The sequence below is a fragment of the Faecalicoccus sp. genome, assembly GCF_036552745.1.
Classification (GTDB): domain Bacteria; phylum Bacillota_I; class Bacilli_A; order Erysipelotrichales; family Erysipelotrichaceae; genus Faecalicoccus.
In genome coordinates this window covers 20,263-37,009 of the sequence record NZ_JAXKBY010000124.1, presented here as the reverse complement: position 1 = coordinate 37,009, position 16,747 = coordinate 20,263, and the positions used below count along the sequence as shown (strand labels likewise).

At 40.4% G+C, this 16,747-nt stretch carries 15 protein-coding genes; 1 reads left to right on the top strand and 14 read right to left on the bottom strand.

The annotated features are described in order from the left end of the window. On the bottom strand, positions 1-1,121 hold a 1,121-nt coding region (locus U0M88_RS06170), incomplete at its 3' end, for a BadF/BadG/BcrA/BcrD ATPase family protein (RefSeq protein WP_331869241.1). 192 nt (positions 1,122-1,313) lie between these two features. Here U0M88_RS06170 and U0M88_RS06165 point away from each other — a divergent pair. After that, on the top strand, positions 1,314-2,543 hold the full coding sequence (locus U0M88_RS06165) for an MFS transporter (RefSeq protein WP_303971470.1): 1,230 nt from the start codon (positions 1,314-1,316) through the stop codon (positions 2,541-2,543). Positions 2,544-2,595: 52 nt separating this feature from the next. Here U0M88_RS06165 and U0M88_RS06160 read toward each other — a convergent pair whose 3' ends face one another. The 13 genes from U0M88_RS06160 to U0M88_RS06100 form a co-directional block, all read right to left on the bottom strand. Then, positions 2,596-3,177 carry a hypothetical protein gene (locus tag U0M88_RS06160; protein ID WP_117445261.1) on the bottom strand — a complete coding sequence of 194 codons (582 nt, stop codon included), beginning with the start codon at positions 3,175-3,177 and terminating at the stop codon, positions 2,596-2,598. Positions 3,178-3,244: 67 nt separating this feature from the next. Then, a complete protein-coding gene (locus U0M88_RS06155) occupies positions 3,245-3,907 on the bottom strand; it encodes an ABC-2 transporter permease (RefSeq protein WP_272001114.1) in 663 nt (220 codons plus the stop codon). Further along, complete coding sequence (locus tag U0M88_RS06150; protein WP_331869240.1) at positions 3,904-4,755, bottom strand: ABC transporter ATP-binding protein; 852 nt, start codon at positions 4,753-4,755, stop codon at positions 3,904-3,906. The genes U0M88_RS06155 and U0M88_RS06150 overlap by 4 nt, the downstream gene beginning before the upstream one ends. After that, complete coding sequence (locus U0M88_RS06145) at positions 4,743-5,129, bottom strand: GntR family transcriptional regulator (RefSeq protein ID WP_117445258.1); 387 nt, start codon at positions 5,127-5,129, stop codon at positions 4,743-4,745. Before U0M88_RS06145 ends, U0M88_RS06150 begins: the two co-directional genes overlap by 13 nt. A 74-nt stretch (positions 5,130-5,203) precedes the next feature. Beyond that, positions 5,204-6,289 carry a hypothetical protein gene (locus tag U0M88_RS06140; protein WP_117445257.1) on the bottom strand — a complete coding sequence of 362 codons (1,086 nt, stop codon included), beginning with the start codon at positions 6,287-6,289 and terminating at the stop codon, positions 5,204-5,206. Then, complete coding sequence (gene gatB / locus U0M88_RS06135) at positions 6,286-7,692, bottom strand: Asp-tRNA(Asn)/Glu-tRNA(Gln) amidotransferase subunit GatB (protein ID WP_331869239.1); 1,407 nt, start codon at positions 7,690-7,692, stop codon at positions 6,286-6,288. Before gatB ends, U0M88_RS06140 begins: the two co-directional genes overlap by 4 nt. After that, entirely contained in the window at positions 7,685-8,998 is a 1,314-nt protein-coding gene (locus U0M88_RS06130) for an amidase family protein (protein ID WP_331869238.1), read from the bottom strand. The genes gatB and U0M88_RS06130 overlap by 8 nt, the downstream gene beginning before the upstream one ends. Further along, on the bottom strand, positions 8,999-9,280 hold the full coding sequence (gene gatC, locus U0M88_RS06125; protein WP_022789958.1) for an Asp-tRNA(Asn)/Glu-tRNA(Gln) amidotransferase subunit GatC: 282 nt from the start codon (positions 9,278-9,280) through the stop codon (positions 8,999-9,001). 4 nt (positions 9,281-9,284) lie between these two features. Continuing rightward, positions 9,285-10,361, bottom strand: a complete 1,077-nt coding sequence (locus U0M88_RS06120; RefSeq protein WP_331869237.1) for a CamS family sex pheromone protein — start codon at positions 10,359-10,361, stop codon at positions 9,285-9,287. Next, positions 10,342-12,342 (bottom strand): NAD-dependent DNA ligase LigA, encoded by a 2,001-nt coding sequence (gene ligA / locus U0M88_RS06115; RefSeq protein ID WP_331869236.1) that lies wholly within the window; start codon positions 12,340-12,342, stop codon positions 10,342-10,344. The genes U0M88_RS06120 and ligA overlap by 20 nt, the downstream gene beginning before the upstream one ends. A gap of 17 nt (positions 12,343-12,359) precedes the next feature. Further along, positions 12,360-14,525 carry an ATP-dependent helicase gene (locus U0M88_RS06110; RefSeq protein ID WP_331869235.1) on the bottom strand — a complete coding sequence of 722 codons (2,166 nt, stop codon included), beginning with the start codon at positions 14,523-14,525 and terminating at the stop codon, positions 12,360-12,362. Between the two features lie 241 nt (positions 14,526-14,766). Beyond that, the gene (locus U0M88_RS06105) at positions 14,767-15,381 is read right to left on the bottom strand and encodes an ECF transporter S component (protein WP_331869234.1); all 615 of its coding nucleotides are present in this window, start codon (positions 15,379-15,381) and stop codon (positions 14,767-14,769) included. 235 nt (positions 15,382-15,616) lie between these two features. Beyond that, positions 15,617-16,747, bottom strand: coding sequence for an Mbeg1-like protein (locus U0M88_RS06100; RefSeq protein WP_195222001.1), 1,131 nt, complete (start codon positions 16,745-16,747; stop codon positions 15,617-15,619).

Here is a 16,747-nt window from a genome sequence, read left to right as displayed (position 1 = left end):
GTCGAATACGCACCAAAAATACGGATATTCGGATTTTTTTGATAAATTTCTTTTAGATCTTGTAAAACGACATCTAAAGGATTTCCCTTATTGGAAGTATAGCTTTCATATAAAATCTTATGTTCTTCACTCAACAAGACCAGCTTTGTTGTGGTAGAACCGGAATCAATACCCAGATACGCTTTTCCCTGATACGTTTCCAGCTGGTCGTATTGCACATCATGCATCTTGTGACGAGCGATGAAATCCTCATACTCTTTCTCATTTTCAAAAAGCGGCTGTCCGGATTCCATCTGCATCGGCATATGAACCAGCTGATCCAGACGTTCCACAAGATTGTCATAGGTAAAGGTCTCCTGCGCACAAAGTGCTGTTCCCAAAGCCACAAAATGAATAGCTGTTTGAGGACATGTACTTTGTTCGGGTGAAAGCTGCAGCGTTTCTTCAAAACGCTTGCGCAAACCGCTCATAAAGTATAAAGGTCCCCCTAAGAACAAAATATTCCCTTCAATTTTTCGTCCTTGTGCCAAAGAAGTCACTGTCTGATTGACCACAGCCTGAAAAATGCTGGCGCAAAGATCCGCTTTATCCACACCTTGATTGATCAATGGCTGAATATCTGTTTTCGCAAAAACACCGCATCGGCTGGCGATTGGATAAATCTTATGGCATTGGAAGCTGGCTTCGTTCATCTGTTCCAGTGACATATCTAAAAGAGAGGCCATCTGATCGATAAACGCACCGGTTCCTCCGGCACAAGTCGAATTCATTCTCTGCTCCAGACTTCCTTTAAAGAACAAGATCTTGGCATCTTCTCCTCCCAGCTCGATAGCACAATCTGTTTGTGGGTAAAACTTCCTGATAGCTGCTGCCGAGGCAAAAACCTCCTGTACAAAAGGAAGATGACCGGCTTCACAGAGACCTAAAGCACCGGAACCGGAAATCGCAAAGGAAAAAGGCTCGTTACAGAAGTCTTTTAATTCCTTGATCTTCTCTAATGCCTTTTGACGAACCTTGGCCATATGTCGTTCATACGACTTATATAAAATATTGTTTTGTTCATCTAAAACCACAGCTTTGATCGTGGTACTTCCTATATCAAACCCTATTCGAATTGTCATTTTCAATCACCTGTCCATTATTATAACCATTTCAAAGAAAAAATCATCAAAAAATGCTCAAAAAAGTAAGTACCTTAAATTTTAATTTACTTTTTTTTAACGATTGTTTTTTAATTTCATGATAAAATGGCTTTTAGAAAGCGCCTTCTAGTTTTCTATATAAATATAAGGATATGAAAGGATTTTGATTCTATGAAAATTAAATTAAACCGTCAGGAAATACGGTGGGTTGTTTATGACATAGGAAACTCCGCTTTTATTCTTCTGGTTTCCACGATCCTCCCCATTTATTTCAACAGTATTTCCAGTGCACAGGGGATTCCCGAATCCAGCTATCTGAGCTATTGGTCGTATGCAACCTCCATTTCCACACTGGCCGTTGCGATCTTAGGGCCGATTCTGGGAACACTGGCAGATTATCAGGGTAAAAAGAAAAAAGTATTTCTTCTTTCAGCACTCTGCGGTGCCCTGGCTTTAGCCTGTTTCTGGGTTCCATCGTACTGGTTAAGCTTTCTGATCTTATTTATTGTCGCAAAGATCTGTTATTCTCTGTCTTTGATCTTCTATGATTCCATGCTTGTAGATATCACGACAGAAGATCGAATGGACAATGTATCCTCAAAAGGCTATGCCTGGGGTTATATCGGAAGCTGTATTCCCTTTTTGATCTCACTGGTTTTTGTCTTACTTTATGAAACATTGGGCATTTCTTTAAGTATGGCTATGATGATTGCCTTTGTGATCAATGCCTTGTGGTGGATCGGTTTCACTTTACCTTTAGCTTTTCATTATAAACAAAAATATTATATCGAACCAAAAACTCATCCCGTCAAGGATACCTTTGTGCGTTTGTATAAAACATTAAAGGATGCCCGTCAACAAAAGAAAGTCTTCCTATTCTTACTGGCCTTTTTCTTCTTTATCGATGGGGTTTATACGATCATCGATATGGCAACCGCTTATGGAACCAGTCTTGGTTTGGATACGACCGGCTTGTTGTTGGCTTTGTTGGTGACGCAGATCGTTGCCTTTCCGGCCAGTCTGACATTTGCGATTCTTTCCAAAAAACAGGATGCCGGCAAGCTGATCAAAATTTGTATCGTTGCCTATTTCTGCATTGCGGTATTTGCGATACAACTGGATAAACAATGGGAATTCTGGTTATTAGCTGTTGCGGTTGGATGCTTCCAGGGTGGAATTCAGGCCCTTTCCAGAAGCTACTTTGCCAAGATCATTCCGGAAAACGCAAGTGGTGAATACTTTGGATTATTTGATATCTGTGGAAAAGGAGCCAGTTTCTTAGGAACCTTCCTGATTGGCTTTGTGACACAGCTGACAGGCCATCAAAATTTAGGCGTTGCCGCTATCTCTATCATGTTTTTGATTGGACTCTATTTCTTTAATAAAGTTACCAGGCTGTAAAAAAGCTTTAACACTTTCATCCAGTGTTAAAGCTTTCTTTATATTCACACGTTTAGCGAACCAGCTGTCCTGCCAATTCCGGATCCTTTGCCTCTGTCATATTTTGCGTAACAACCTGGCCGGCGCCGGATTTATACACCTTGATATCGACCTGACCTTCTGTATGTGTATCATCCAATAAGAAGTTATAGGCATCAATCTCCAGATCATACATCTTTGCCTCTTCGGTATTAGTAAAGTATGTATCGACCGGTAAAATACCATTGACCTGATTATAGGCTTCCTGCGCTACGGCATTGCACGTATCAGCATTCGCATCATCGGATACATCAATAGAAATACGCAATGTCGCACTCTTTAAATTCACTTCAACATTTTCAACACCGCCAATGGATGCGATTGCCGTTTGTACCTGAGAAATCTGGTCATTTGTGATGGCTGGATTTAAATCCTTGGAATCAAAACGATTGCCCACAACCGGTTCATTTTGTCCACCCAAACTGGTTAAAATTACATATCCTATGATCAAAAAAGGAATCAATATGACGATCAGCGTAAACCAAACAATTTTATGTCCTTGTTTCGGTGCTGTCTTCTTCTCTTTTTTCGGTCTATTCTTCAAATTTATGGCCATACTTTCTGCCTCCTAGAAAGTATTATACCATAGTTTTTATTTTTGTATATTTTAACAAGACACTTCATCAAAACTCTTTCTTCGATACGATATGAATACTAACCTTTAAAGAAATTATCAAAAGCACAAAACTGACACCATACAACAATACAAGCATCGTTTGCTGTCCTAAGATGGGCATGCTTTGAAGAACCTGCATCCAGTCGATACCGATAAACTCCAGGCATTTCTGAATGAACGTTGCGATCAACAGTAATGCGCCATTCAATAAAATAATGGCAATTCTTCCTCTTTCCTGACCAAACTTTAAATGAAATGGAATCATGATAGCCTGTAAAAGAAGAATAAACGCAAACAATCCAAAAAGAATCATCCATCCATCAAAGGCCAATGACATTCCTTTTTGTACGGCCATAAAAATCGTGAATAGAAACATCACCACTAAGGAAACAAACGCCAACACAAAGGATAAAGCATATTTTTCAAATACATATTCTTTACGTGTGATCGGAAGGGTGAATAAAAACGCATTACCATTATCAAATTCATCATAGCTGATCGTACTTAAACCAAATAGCGATACCACAAAGGGGACAAATCCCAATGGAAATGTCATCATGGAAACATCTTCTGCCGATATCGACATACCGATCGCAATCAAAAGAATCAGTAAGAAAAAATACTTTTGTGCAGCCATTAACTTTACATCTTTGATCCATAAGCCTTTCATAGTGAATACCCCCGAATCATCATCGTGATTACCGCATCGATCGTTCCTTTTTCTATTGTGATCCCCGGTTCATTTTCCATATAATATTGTTTCTGATTGGTTAAACATGCATAGCCATATACTTCTTTACAAACTTTTAGGATATACTGTGTATCCAATTTCTTAAATTGTTCTTCACTCATCTTTAAGATGGCATAATCACTTAAAAGTACATCGGTATCTTCATGGAAGATCATTTTTCCTTCATGAATCATATATAGATCATCACATAAGCTTTCCAGGTCCTCGGCGATATGGGAACTGATCAAGATCGAAGCATCTTTTTCATCTTCCATATAATCTCGCAACAAGTCCAAGATCTCATCTCTTGCGATTACATCCAAGCCAGCTGTCGGCTCATCCAGAATCAACAACTGGGCGTGATGAGATAAGGCAATCAAGACTTTTAATTTGGCTTTCATTCCTGTCGAAAACTCTTTGATCTTTTGATCGTATGGAAGCTGGAAACGTTGCATTTGTTTCTGAAAGTAAGAAAGATCAAAGTTTGAATACATGTTTTTTAATATCGTGATGATATCACGCACCGTTAAGTATGCACTAAATCCAGAATCGGACAAGACCACACCTAACTTCTCTTTTTCTTTTCCACTAAGTTTGTGATGTTCTTGTCCAAAAATTTGAATACTTCCGGAATCCAATGTGATCAAATCCAGAATGGCTTTAAAAAGAGTTGACTTTCCAGCGCCGTTTTGTCCGATCAATCCTGTGATCTGTCCATCCAAAATTGTCAAAGAACAATCTAATTCAAATGTACCATATCGTTTTTGTACCTCTTTTACTTCCAACATGACGATTCCTCCAGTAAGAGTAAAAACAAATCCTTAAGCTCCTCCTTTGTGATATCAAATCGCTTTGCCTTTTGAAGAATGCCTTCCAAATCCTGTTCCAGCTCTTTTCTTTGTTCTTCTAAAACCAGCTGTGGATTCACAGGGGCAATATAGCTGCCTTTGCCATGGACTGTACAAATAAAGCCTTCACTTTCCAGTGCGTCATACGCTTTTTTGACCGTGAGCGCACTGATTTTCAATTCTTTTGACAAAGCACGAACCGAAGGTAAAGGCTGGTTTTCCTTTAGCTCCTGTTTCAAGATTCCTTCTTTGGTCTGTTCTACGATTTGTTCATAAATAGGAACCATAGATGAATGATTGATGATAAGATGCATGACGTCGCTCTCTTTCTATAAACAGTATATAACAGTATAATACAGATGTAAAGAAAAAACCTGTCGAAACAGGTTTACTTCACTGACATATGAATCTGATCTAAGATGCCCTGGTCACTAAAGACAAGATTCAAGGTTTCATTCTCTTCCTGGTATTGCAGCTGATTCTCTTCTGAAGAAGTCGGTTTTCCATACAGTTCTTCTACAGTATCCTGCTGACTCCATCCCAATACGATTTTTTGAGCTAACATCATATGCATTCCTGAATTCATACGATGAACAACGATCTGTGTGATGGAAGCCTGACTGGTTTCTATGGTTTGATCGGTCGTATTGGTAACAGTTATATGCATCTGCATTCCATTTTTGTTTTCCAAATCTAATTCAATGCTTTTGCCGGCATCCAGATTCTCATGTTTTTTGGCCTCAAATTCGGTCTGTTGAATGGTCCATCCACTTTGAGTTAAAGAAGAAAGCGGATCGTTTAAAACATAAACTTGATTATCAACCTGCAGCTGCATGTCCTGCCAGGAATCCGATAGACGATCGTTCATGGAAAGCTTATTGATCAAAGACTGTGGTAATCCTTTTTCTACCTTGATCGAGCGAACGATCTGTGTGCGTGGAAAGATTTCTACCTGGGCAAAGACGTCTTTAGAATCTTCATCCCATGTATCATCAAGTGTCTGCCAGCTTGTTTTGTTTAAGCGGTACGTTTGAAGATGACCGTTTTGATCGGTACCGGATACATCATACTGCCCTTTTTTCTGTTCCAAAACCACATTGGATAACAAGACTGTTCGTGGATTTTGAATGGATGCGATATCCATCAACGGATCCTTCAACAAAAAGAACACGACTAGAAAGGCCGGAACCAGACAGATCAAGACGGTTAAAAACCGTAAAAGTTTCTTTTCTTCTTTATGATGCGATAAGATGGCACCGGCAATAAAGCACATGATGATCAAAGCGGCCACCGAAATCAAAATCTGCACATAGTTTACATAAACTAAACCAAGGATGCCTTCCATCAACTGTCCTTGATTGGACGGTGTAAAGTAGAAATAATAAGCCCCATAACCGGCCGCAGCCAGTATGATCAATATCAATAATATGATAAATACCCACTTTATCTTGCTTGGTGCATTTGCTTTTTTCATTCTGCTTCCTCCTTTTCCTGGTTCAGTCTTTCCTGCAGCTTTTTTTGTACAAGTGCCGGATCTGCCTGTCCTCTGGAAACTTTTAACACCTGTCCGACTAAATAAGACAGCGCGCGTTTTTTACCCTGGCGATAATCATCGATGCTTTGTTGGTTGGCATCACATACCTGCCTGATCCATTCTTCAATTCGACTAACATGGGGCTGTTCTTCTTTGGCCTTCTGTATTTGAGTCTCTACACTCTCACCGTTTAAAAGAGCAAGAATCCACTGACGAATCCTGTTTGTCGAAAAATTTTCTTCTTTTTGATCAACGATCCATGCGAATCGTCTTGGATCGATATCGGGCAAAGAAATCGCATGACTCTTCATCTGATTTCGAACATCATTCAACAACAGATGAAGAACATCCCTATTTCGCTCTGTATATTTTATAACGGCAAAATAGAAATCCGTCAAATCTTTTTGTGTCAGAAGGCTCTGTGCCTCTTTCTCATCGATTCCCTGCTTCTTTAAAATATCCAAAATTTCTTTAGGATCATGTGGCTGTCTTGCGATGATTTCCTGAATCCAACTTTTGTCCAAATGAATAATTGGCAAATTCGGTTCCGGAAAATATCGATAATCTTTTTGTGTTTCTTTTTTCCGCAATAAGATTGTCGTTTTTGTCTTTTCGTCAAAACGACGTGTCTGCATTTCTATTTTTTTATGTTGATCCAAAAGTAAAGACTGTCTTTTAATTTCATAATCCAAAGCCTGACGAATATGTGAAATCGAATTGAGATTTTTTAATTCCACTTTATCTCCCAATTGTGATGGATTTTGACTTAACGAAACATTGATATCACAACGAAGCTGTCCTTTATCCATGCGCCCCTGGGTTACACCCAGATAAATCAGCTTTTGTTGAAGAGATTTCACATAAGCACAAGCCTGATCCACTGAATGAATTTGCGCCGCGCTGACAATTTCCAGTAAAGGAGTACCACAACGATTAAAATCCAACAAGGTACTTTGCGAATGATGGATCATCTTTGCGGTATCTTCTTCCAGATGCACTCGTTCAATACCGATTTTTTGTCCTTCGATCATTATATAGCCATTTTTTCCCAGTGGATAAAACTGCTGCGTAATCTGAAAGCCTTTTGGAAGATCAGGATAGGCATAATTTTTGCGATCAAAGCGTAAAACCGGATCAATCGTACAATGCAGTGCATCACAAACCAAAATGCCATACTCTACCGCTTTTTTATTAATTGTCGGCAAATAGCCCGGCAACGCCAGATCAATGATATCCAAAGAAGTATTGGGATCTTGATTTTGTGTAACCAAAGCCGAGGAAAACATCTTTGTCTTGGTTCGCAATGCACAATGAATTTCAACTCCTATATGTACCTTATACATGATCCATCTCCTGTATCACTTGAGAAAACAATTTTGCGGCTTCCAACAACAAATCTTCCCGGCAAGGCTTGGCAACTAAATGAAGGCCAAAAGGAAGACCTGCCTTATCTCCAAAAGGAATAGAAATGGAAGGATAACCGGAAAAATTGGATAGCTTTAAATACGAAAGTCCGATCGATGCATCCTCTTTATATTCTGAGATCAAAGGTGCCACATCCGGCGTGGTCAAAGAAAAAACAATGTCTGCTTCTGTAAACATTGAAGCATACGCATCCACCAGTTTTCGGCGTATCTTCTGTGCCTTGATAAACAATCGCTCCTGATTTTCTTTATGCAGTGCATAAGCGCCACATAAAAAGCGTTTTTTGACTTCCCAGGAAAACCCTCTAGAGCGAATGTTTTCCACGCTTTGATCTTTGGATGACAAGCCAAAGCGAAGACCATCCAAATTGGCATGATTGCTGCAGGCTTCGGCATTGGCAATCACAGTATAGACAGGATCGATCAACGCTAATAGAGATTGTGGCATTTGTACGTGTTTGATCGTTTGTTTTGTTTCCAGTTGCTCGATCAATTTTTGTAGTCGAGCTTTTAAGACAGGATCGGCATCTTCCGATATTGAATCAAAAACAGCCAGTCGTAACAACCCTTGTTTCTTTTGGGATGCTTCTTCAAGTGATTTTGGCAAAAATGTCATCAAATCTCTTTCATCCTGCCCTTTTAAAACATCATATACACATTCTACCTGTTCTATAGATCGAGCTAAAATACCGACGGTGTCCATCGAACTGGCATAAGGGACAATGCCAAAACGGGAAATTCTTCCATATGTTGGTTTCAACCCAACCAGCCCCATATAGCTGGCCGGCTTACGAATGCTGTCACCGGTATCCGTTCCCACAGCTACATCAGCACCATCGACTGCCACCAAAGCTGCACAGCCACTGCTGCTTCCTCCCGGTATTCGGCTTGCATCCCATGGATGAATGACCGGCCCATGAATATCATTGTTGCCGGAGCCTCCCATTCCTAACTCGTCCATGGCTGTCTTTGCGACAATACAGCCGCCTTCCTGTTTGATTTTTTCTACAATGGTCGCATCATAGGGACATTGATAACCTTCCAAAATTTTAGATCCGGCCTGTAGCGGATAGCCTTTTAAGGAAATGTTATCTTTAAGGGCTATTCGTATATCCTTAAATCTTCCTTTGTCTTGTATCTCAGGTACAACAAAAGACACAATGGCCTGTGTCTTTTGTTGCGCAAATTCACATTGTTTTCTGATATTTTCTCTGGTTAAGGGCATTTATTTCACCACCCTGCTTACTTCTATATACCCATCTTTTGTAGAATTAGCATTGATCAAAGCTTCTTCTTTGGTCAAGGTGTAGATCGAATCCTCTTTTCGAAAAACAGCCTCTGTTTCAAAACAACGAACCATGGGTTCCACATTTCTTGTATCTACTTTTGAAAAGGCCTTAGCGATGCCTTCCATTTTACACAGTTCGTTTTCAATTTCTTCATATTGAGAATCATCAATTTGAATACGAACTTCGTTTTGAAGCGCTTTTATTTTTTCTTTATACATACTCTTACTGCATGGTCATCACATTGACATCTTCACTGCCGGCAGCTTTAGACACGATGGCATACGTACCAGCATCGGTGATAACTTCTACTTTATAGGTACATGAAGAATTGGTGAAGACGACCATCTGTTCACTGGCGGCCTGTGTGATGGCCAAAATCTCGCTGGCAGTCTTTCCATGCGCTGTCAATGTGATATTCAACTGAATAACCTTTCCATCTTGTAGAGTGGCTTTTCCAACCAGATACGAATAATCGACAAGAACATGACTCAGTTCATTTTGATATTCCGCAAACTGCGCTGCCATATCGGCATCTGCCTTGCTGAAGGCAGCACCGGGAACCTCTGCCCAAGTCAAATCCAGTTCTGAAAAATCTCCCTGTGCCCCTTCAAAATATCCTTGATAAATATAAGAACCCAGGGTATCTGATGCATGATCCAAAGAGAAACATGCTACATAAATCGGCACATTAGAAGTAATGGAGTTAAAACGCTCACGCATATAGCTGACCAAATGACCGGAAGTTACCTCTAAGTAATTCTGCATACGACCTTTGGTGATCTCCACTGTTTTTCCATTTTTATCCTCTAAGGCATCGTTGACGACCATTGCGATGGAAATGCCTTGCAGCTCATCATCGGCATACCAGTCCAGCTCATAGAGATCCACTAAGATCACAGCCCCGCTGACTGTACCATTTCCGGTATTAAAGCCTTCATCCGGACTGGGATTTAACCCATTGGGATTTTCATCTCGATTTGTTCCTAACAAACCTCTGGAGCCATCGGTGGCATCCAATTCATCATAATCCAAAAATTCCTGTGTTTTATAGGCTACTTTCGTGGGTGAAAAATACGTTTTTGAAAGATCCATCAATCCCTGTTCCATGCGAAACCGCGCTTCTGTATCCCCCATAAGAGCGGCATGCTTGATACGTGCATCGCTACTTTCATAAGGCTGTATGGCCGCGTACTCTTCTTCCCCGATCGGATTGAGCTGATTCGAATTGGATACCGTACTACATCCACAAAGCACCAACAAAGACATCAATATACAAAGACTAGTTTTCCTCCAATGCATTTGACACCTCCTGTACGAATTCTTCCTCGCTCATTAAAGCAACACCTAAATTACGAGCCTTTTCCAACTTAGAACCTGCCGCCGTTCCATAAATGACATAATCTGTCTTTTTCGATACCGAACCGACTACATTGGCTCCTAATGACTCTAATATTTTTTTAGCTTCCGTGCGTGTATAATGCTCTAAGGTTCCCGTTAAAACCACTGTTTTGTTACTGAAACGAGACGCATGGATCTTTTCTTTTTCCTGTTCCATATTCAAGCCCTGCTCCTGTAAGACCTGAATCAGATGTCTGTTTTTCTCTTCCTGAAAGAACGCCAGAATACTTTCGGCCGTAATTTGTCCGATATCACGAATTTGGACCAGCTCTTCCAAAGTTGCGTTTCTTAAATTTTCCATCGTGCCAAAATGATGTGCCAGGATCATGGCCGCCTTTTTGCCGACCTGACGGATACCCAGCCCATACAATAAGACACCTAACGGCTGTTTTTTACTTTCTTCGATCGTCTCCAACATATGATCGACCGATTTGACCTGATATCCTCGCTTTTCTAAAAGCGCTTCACGATGATTCTTTAAAAAGTAAATATCCTCAATCGAATTTAAAAAGCCAAATTCATGCAGCTGTTCGATCTTTTTATCGCCTAAAGAATCGATATCCATCGCATCGCGGGAGGCAAAGTGAATCATACTTTCGACAACACGTGCCGGGCAATCCTGATTGATGCAGTAATGCGCCGACTCTCCTTCTAAACGTACCAGTTTAGAGCCACAAACCGGACATTCTTTAGGGAACGCATATGGTTTTTGAGTACCATCTCTTCGTTCTTTAATACTACTGACAACTTCCGGAATGATTTCTCCGGCCTTTCGTACCACGACGATATCACCGATGCGAAGATCTTTGGAAGCTATCATATCTTCATTGTGAAGCTGGGCGGCACTTACCGTCGTTCCGGCCACTCTTACCGGTTCTAAAACCGCATTGGGAGTGATCTTTCCGGTTCGTCCAACCGTGATCGTAATATCTTTTAAGCGTGTCTGAACCTCCTGGGCCGGAAATTTATAAGCAGTCGCATAGCGTGGCGCTTTTGCGGTCGAGCCTAAGCGGGCCTGATCCGGTAAACTGTTTAGCTTAATGACCATCCCATCGATCTCATAAGGCAGTTCTTCTCTTTGTTCATGAATCGACTGAATAAAGTCCCAGATTTGTGCCGTATTTCTACAAACCTTGCGTAACGGATTGACACGAAAATGAAGCTGTTCCATCTTTTCCAACGCTTCTTCCTGACTGGTGATACCAAAATCAGCTGCATTCTGGAAATAATACCAGTAGGCATCCAACTTTCTTTGCGCACAAATGGAAGAATCTAACTGACGAATGGAACCGGCTGCCGCATTTCGGGGATTGGCAAATAAAGCTTTTCCTTCTTTTTCCTGCTTTTCGTTTAGCTCTTCAAAGCTTTTTTTAGGCATATAGACTTCCCCGCGAATCTCGATGTGCCTTGTTTCTTCGATATACATGGGGATTGAACCAATCGTACGTATGTTATTGGAGACATCTTCTCCGACAAATCCATCGCCACGTGTAATAGCTCTAGTAAATCGTCCATTGTCATACAACAAAGCCATGGCCAGTCCATCATATTTGCACTCTACGACAAATTCGGCATCTTTTACGCTTTCTTGAATTCGTTCGACAAAAGCTTGAATTTCTTCATAATTAAAGACATTTCCTAACGAAAGCATCTGCGTCTGATGCTCCACCTTTTCAAATCCATCCAATACCGCACCGATGATACGCTGGCTGGGAGAATTGGGGTCGTACAGCTCCGGATGTTTTTCTTCCAGTGCCATTAGCTCCTGCATCAAACGATCGTATTCCTGATCGGATACACTGGGCTTATCATACACATAATATTCAATCGAATACTTCTCTAAAAGTTTTCGTAATTCTTCAATACGTTGTTGTTCATTCATATATTTCACCATCTGTATTATAACACGACTTTATGCTTTGCCTTTTTGATTGAAGGATGCAAGGCGTTTAATTTCTTGATGCCATAAGGATGTTTAAAGGCAATCGTTGCAATATTGTTTTCCAGCTTTAAAACGATTCCTTCCCCAAAGACCGCATGCGTGACACGATCTTTGACCTTGAAAGGTGCTTTCGATTTTTTAGAAGGAATACCAATCGATGCCACCTGATGTTCTTCTCGTTTAACTTCTTTCTCTTTTCCTTCCTGAAAGGTGCATTTTTCCGGAATTTCCATGATGAATCGACTTTGTATCTTATACTTATCCAACATGTAGCTGTAGCCTGTATTCCATGTGATATACAAATGTCGTTTGGCTCTTGTCATCGCCACGTAACAAAGTCGTCTTTCTTCTTCCAAGGCTTTCCGGCCTCCTTCATCCATGGAACGAGTACTTGGGAATACACCATCATTGAAGTTGACCACAAACACAGTATCAAACTCCAATCCTTTAGCCGAGTGTACTGTCATCAGTGATACACAATTCCCGCTTTCCTCATTGGCACGTGATGTAAACAGGCTGACCTCCTGTAAATAGCTTTCCAGTGTCATTTCCGGATCTTCCCGCAGACTTTGAGCGATATCGCTTTTGAGTTCCTTTAAGTTTTCCAGACGTTCTTCTTCATTTTCTTCCTGCAGCATCTTCTTATAGCCACTTTGTTCCAGCACATACTCTAAAAAATCTTCCAAAGAAAGATTCTCTCTTTGTCTTCTTAAATCCTCAATCAAGCTTACAAAGGAGGCACATTTTTTGATGATCGCACCAGAAATCTGTTGCGGATCTTTTAAAACTTCGTAGAGATTGATGCCACGCATCGTTGCTTCCTCACGCAGGTTCTCGATCGATTTTTGTCCAATACCACGTCTTGGCTGATTGATTACACGAAGCACGGCAAGATCCAGTGATAATTGTTTAGGATCAATTTCTTCCGGTTTGGTACATAGCTTTAAATACGCCAGCGCATCTTTGATTTCCTGTCGTTCATAGAAGCGAATCCCCCCATAAATACGATAAGGGATCGATACGGTACGAAGCAAACGTTCAAAGGAACGAGAGGAGAAATTGGAACGATACAAGATGGCCATATCTTTATAATCAATTCCATTTCGATGTTCTTCCTGTATCTTTTTTGCGACATATAAAGGTTCTTCATTATCATCGACACATGTATGTAATATAATTTTGTCCTGCCCCGGAATCTGGGTAAACAAATCCTTTTTGATTCGATCCTCATTGTACTGGATCAAAGCATTACTGGCATCCAGAATCGGTTGGGTCGAACGATAATTCTGATCCAGGATAACACTTTTACACGGTTGAAAATCTTTATCGAAACGCAGAATAATATCCACGCTGGCACCACGCCACGTATAAATCGTCTGATCAGGATCTCCAACGACACATAAGAACGCATGGGGACCTGTCAACATACGAATGATCGAATATTGCACCGGATCCACGTCCTGAAACTCATCGACATGAATATAATCTAAACGATTTTGCCACTTGGTACGAACCGATTCTTCCTTTTGTAACAGATGATGCGCTTCTCTAAGCAGATCATCAAAATCCATGGCCTTCATCTCTTTACGCTTTTCTTCATATTTCTCATAAATATGTGCAATGTTTTCCTGTTCTTTGGTAAAAGCCATTTCCAAAGCCTGTACCGGACTGAAGTCCTCGCTTTTATATCCGGAAATCATACCTAAAACTTTGTTCATATTCAATTCTTTGATATCCAAATCCATAGCTTTATAAATCGGTCGAAGAATCTGTTTTTGATCATCGCTATCCAATATTGTAAAAGAGCGAGGGTATCCGATCGCATCCGCATCTTCACGTAAAATACGTACACATAAAGAGTGAATCGTTGAAATACGCACAGCCAATGCCTCTTTACCCAGCTGTGCCATCAGACGTTCCTTCATTTCATTGGTTGCCTTATTGGTAAAAGTAATCGCCATGATCCGATTTGGGAACACCCCACATTCTTTGACCAAATAAACGATACGAGCCATCAATACACGTGTTTTTCCACTACCGGCCCCAGCGATGATCCGTACATGCGAATCCGTAATCGAAGCCGCTTCTCTTTGTTTACTATTTAATGTTTCTAAAATACTCATTTTCTTCACCTCGATTATTTTATCATGGACACTGTAAAAGAAAAAGGAAGGTTACCAAAAAGAGGATTTGACTAAAGTGAAAAAGAGTCCATTGCCTTAAAAATAACTCTTTAGACACGATCGGCCATTTAACCAATTTATCGCTTTCTGAGTTTGAAAAACTACAAACTCATTAAGACTCCTGTTGACTAAGCATCTTTTCTTTAACAGTAGAAAAAAATGCCCTTGACGGACATTTTACTTATCTTCTTGCACTTAAAGCTTTTGTCAAAGCTATGTTGGCTACAATCGCAACGATGATTTCGGGAATCGCATTCGTTAAAATAACTGTTCCCATGGCAGCCATTAAAGCACCTTGGGCAACACCGATAGCTTGTGCATAAGGCGCTGCATAGAATAAAAGAATCAGGCCAAGCACTCCCACTGTATGTAAAGCTGTAGCAACCAGAGCAGACAAGGCAGCACTTGCAGAAACAGATTTTCCTTTTTTGATCAATCCCTGATAAATAGTACCGGCAAGCCATCCCAGTAAAAGACGTGGACCGATCGCAACGATCAAAGATTGAAAGCCGCCACTAAAGCCGCCGACTTCTACAAAGGGACTGAACGCAAAGCTGGTTACCGTAGGTGCCATTGTCGCATTGATCACCGAAGTGATCCCAAAGACAAGTCCCATCAATACACCATACTTGGTACCCATCGTACAGGCACAGACAATAACTGGTACATGCATCAGCGTAGCACTAAGCACTCCAATTCGCAAATAGCCTAACGGCGTTACCAAAAGTACAACTTCAATCGCTAAAAATAGCGCCAGCATAGTCAGACTTTTGATCTGATTCGATGTTTTTGACATATTCAATTTTCCTCCTACTCTCGTTCTTAAAGATACGATGTAAACAAAAACTTCGATTTGGAATCTTCAATTATAGTCTTTCGATCTATATTGTCCAAAACTATATGAATTATAAAAAAATGACAGGCACAAATCAACCCCGTCATTTGATTTAAAAACAATTCCATTCTAAAATGCACAAATCTTGTCCTTCCAATCACACTGATTCCGACTTTGCGACAAGAAGAAGTTGATTTTACTTTTTCTGTGTTTTCATCCATGAATATGTCTGCATTCTGATAAAATTCACAATGTCAAAGATAAACTTTCTTTCATCGTTAGACATATTCTTTAATTCCAGAAAGCCCAACATGACTTGTTTTAAACTGATTTCGCTCAAGTTCGATACATTTGTAATATCCAATCGATCCATGATAGAGAAAATCAAATCAATATACTCCTTTTTTTCTTCATCGCTTTTTGATAAAAGCAGTCGATCGACAAGCTGTAAAGTTTCCTTACTGGTTATAGAAAGTTCTTTAAGCGGAAGATAAGAATCTGTCGTAATCTTCCAGCTGAATGTATCGTGTTGAAGCAGTCCACTTTCTTCAGCATCCAGCACGACTTCTTTTTCCATATGCTCCAAAAGACAACCGATGATTGAGTCCTTTGGCTTATAGTTTGTGATCTTCTTCAAAACAGGATTGTCCTTTACCGAATCAATAAAAGAAGAACGAAAGCCCGGTGCATCAAAGGCAAGCACTTTGGTGATCACATCCGCATATTGTGTGGTCTTTAAAGCGGCATACATCGCAAGGTTTCCTCCTTTAGAATGACCGCTTACATAAATCTTTGGATAGACTTTCTTTTTAACCAAACCAAAAAAAGAAGTTGTTTCCGGGATACTGTCCAACACTTGTTCCAAAAATGCCAATGCCAGCTTATGACAAGGCAGTTCATCTGTATAAGTCATGCGCATATTTTCTTTCCAGCCGGTCATGGTGCCATCCGTACCACGAAAGCTGATCAAAATCGTACCATCCGGCATCAAAAAGGACATGGCTCCAAACTGAATCATCTTTTCTTCATCATAGACTTCCTGATAATGTGTAATGCGAACATTTTGATAACGTATCGTATCTTGCAGATCCATGACCAGATTGGGTATATTCCTGGAAAAACAGAATCGCTGTTCAATTTCCTGTTCTGTATGCATTTTAAAATAAGACTGGCAGGCCTGAGGTAGACAAACGGGTTCTTTTTGGACAATATGGGTCCAATCGACATACGATAATTCATTCAGGATCAAAAGATCAACCCAGTTTAATGGTCGAAAAGAAAACGGAATATCTTTACGTAAATGCACATAATTCAACATATTTTCCAT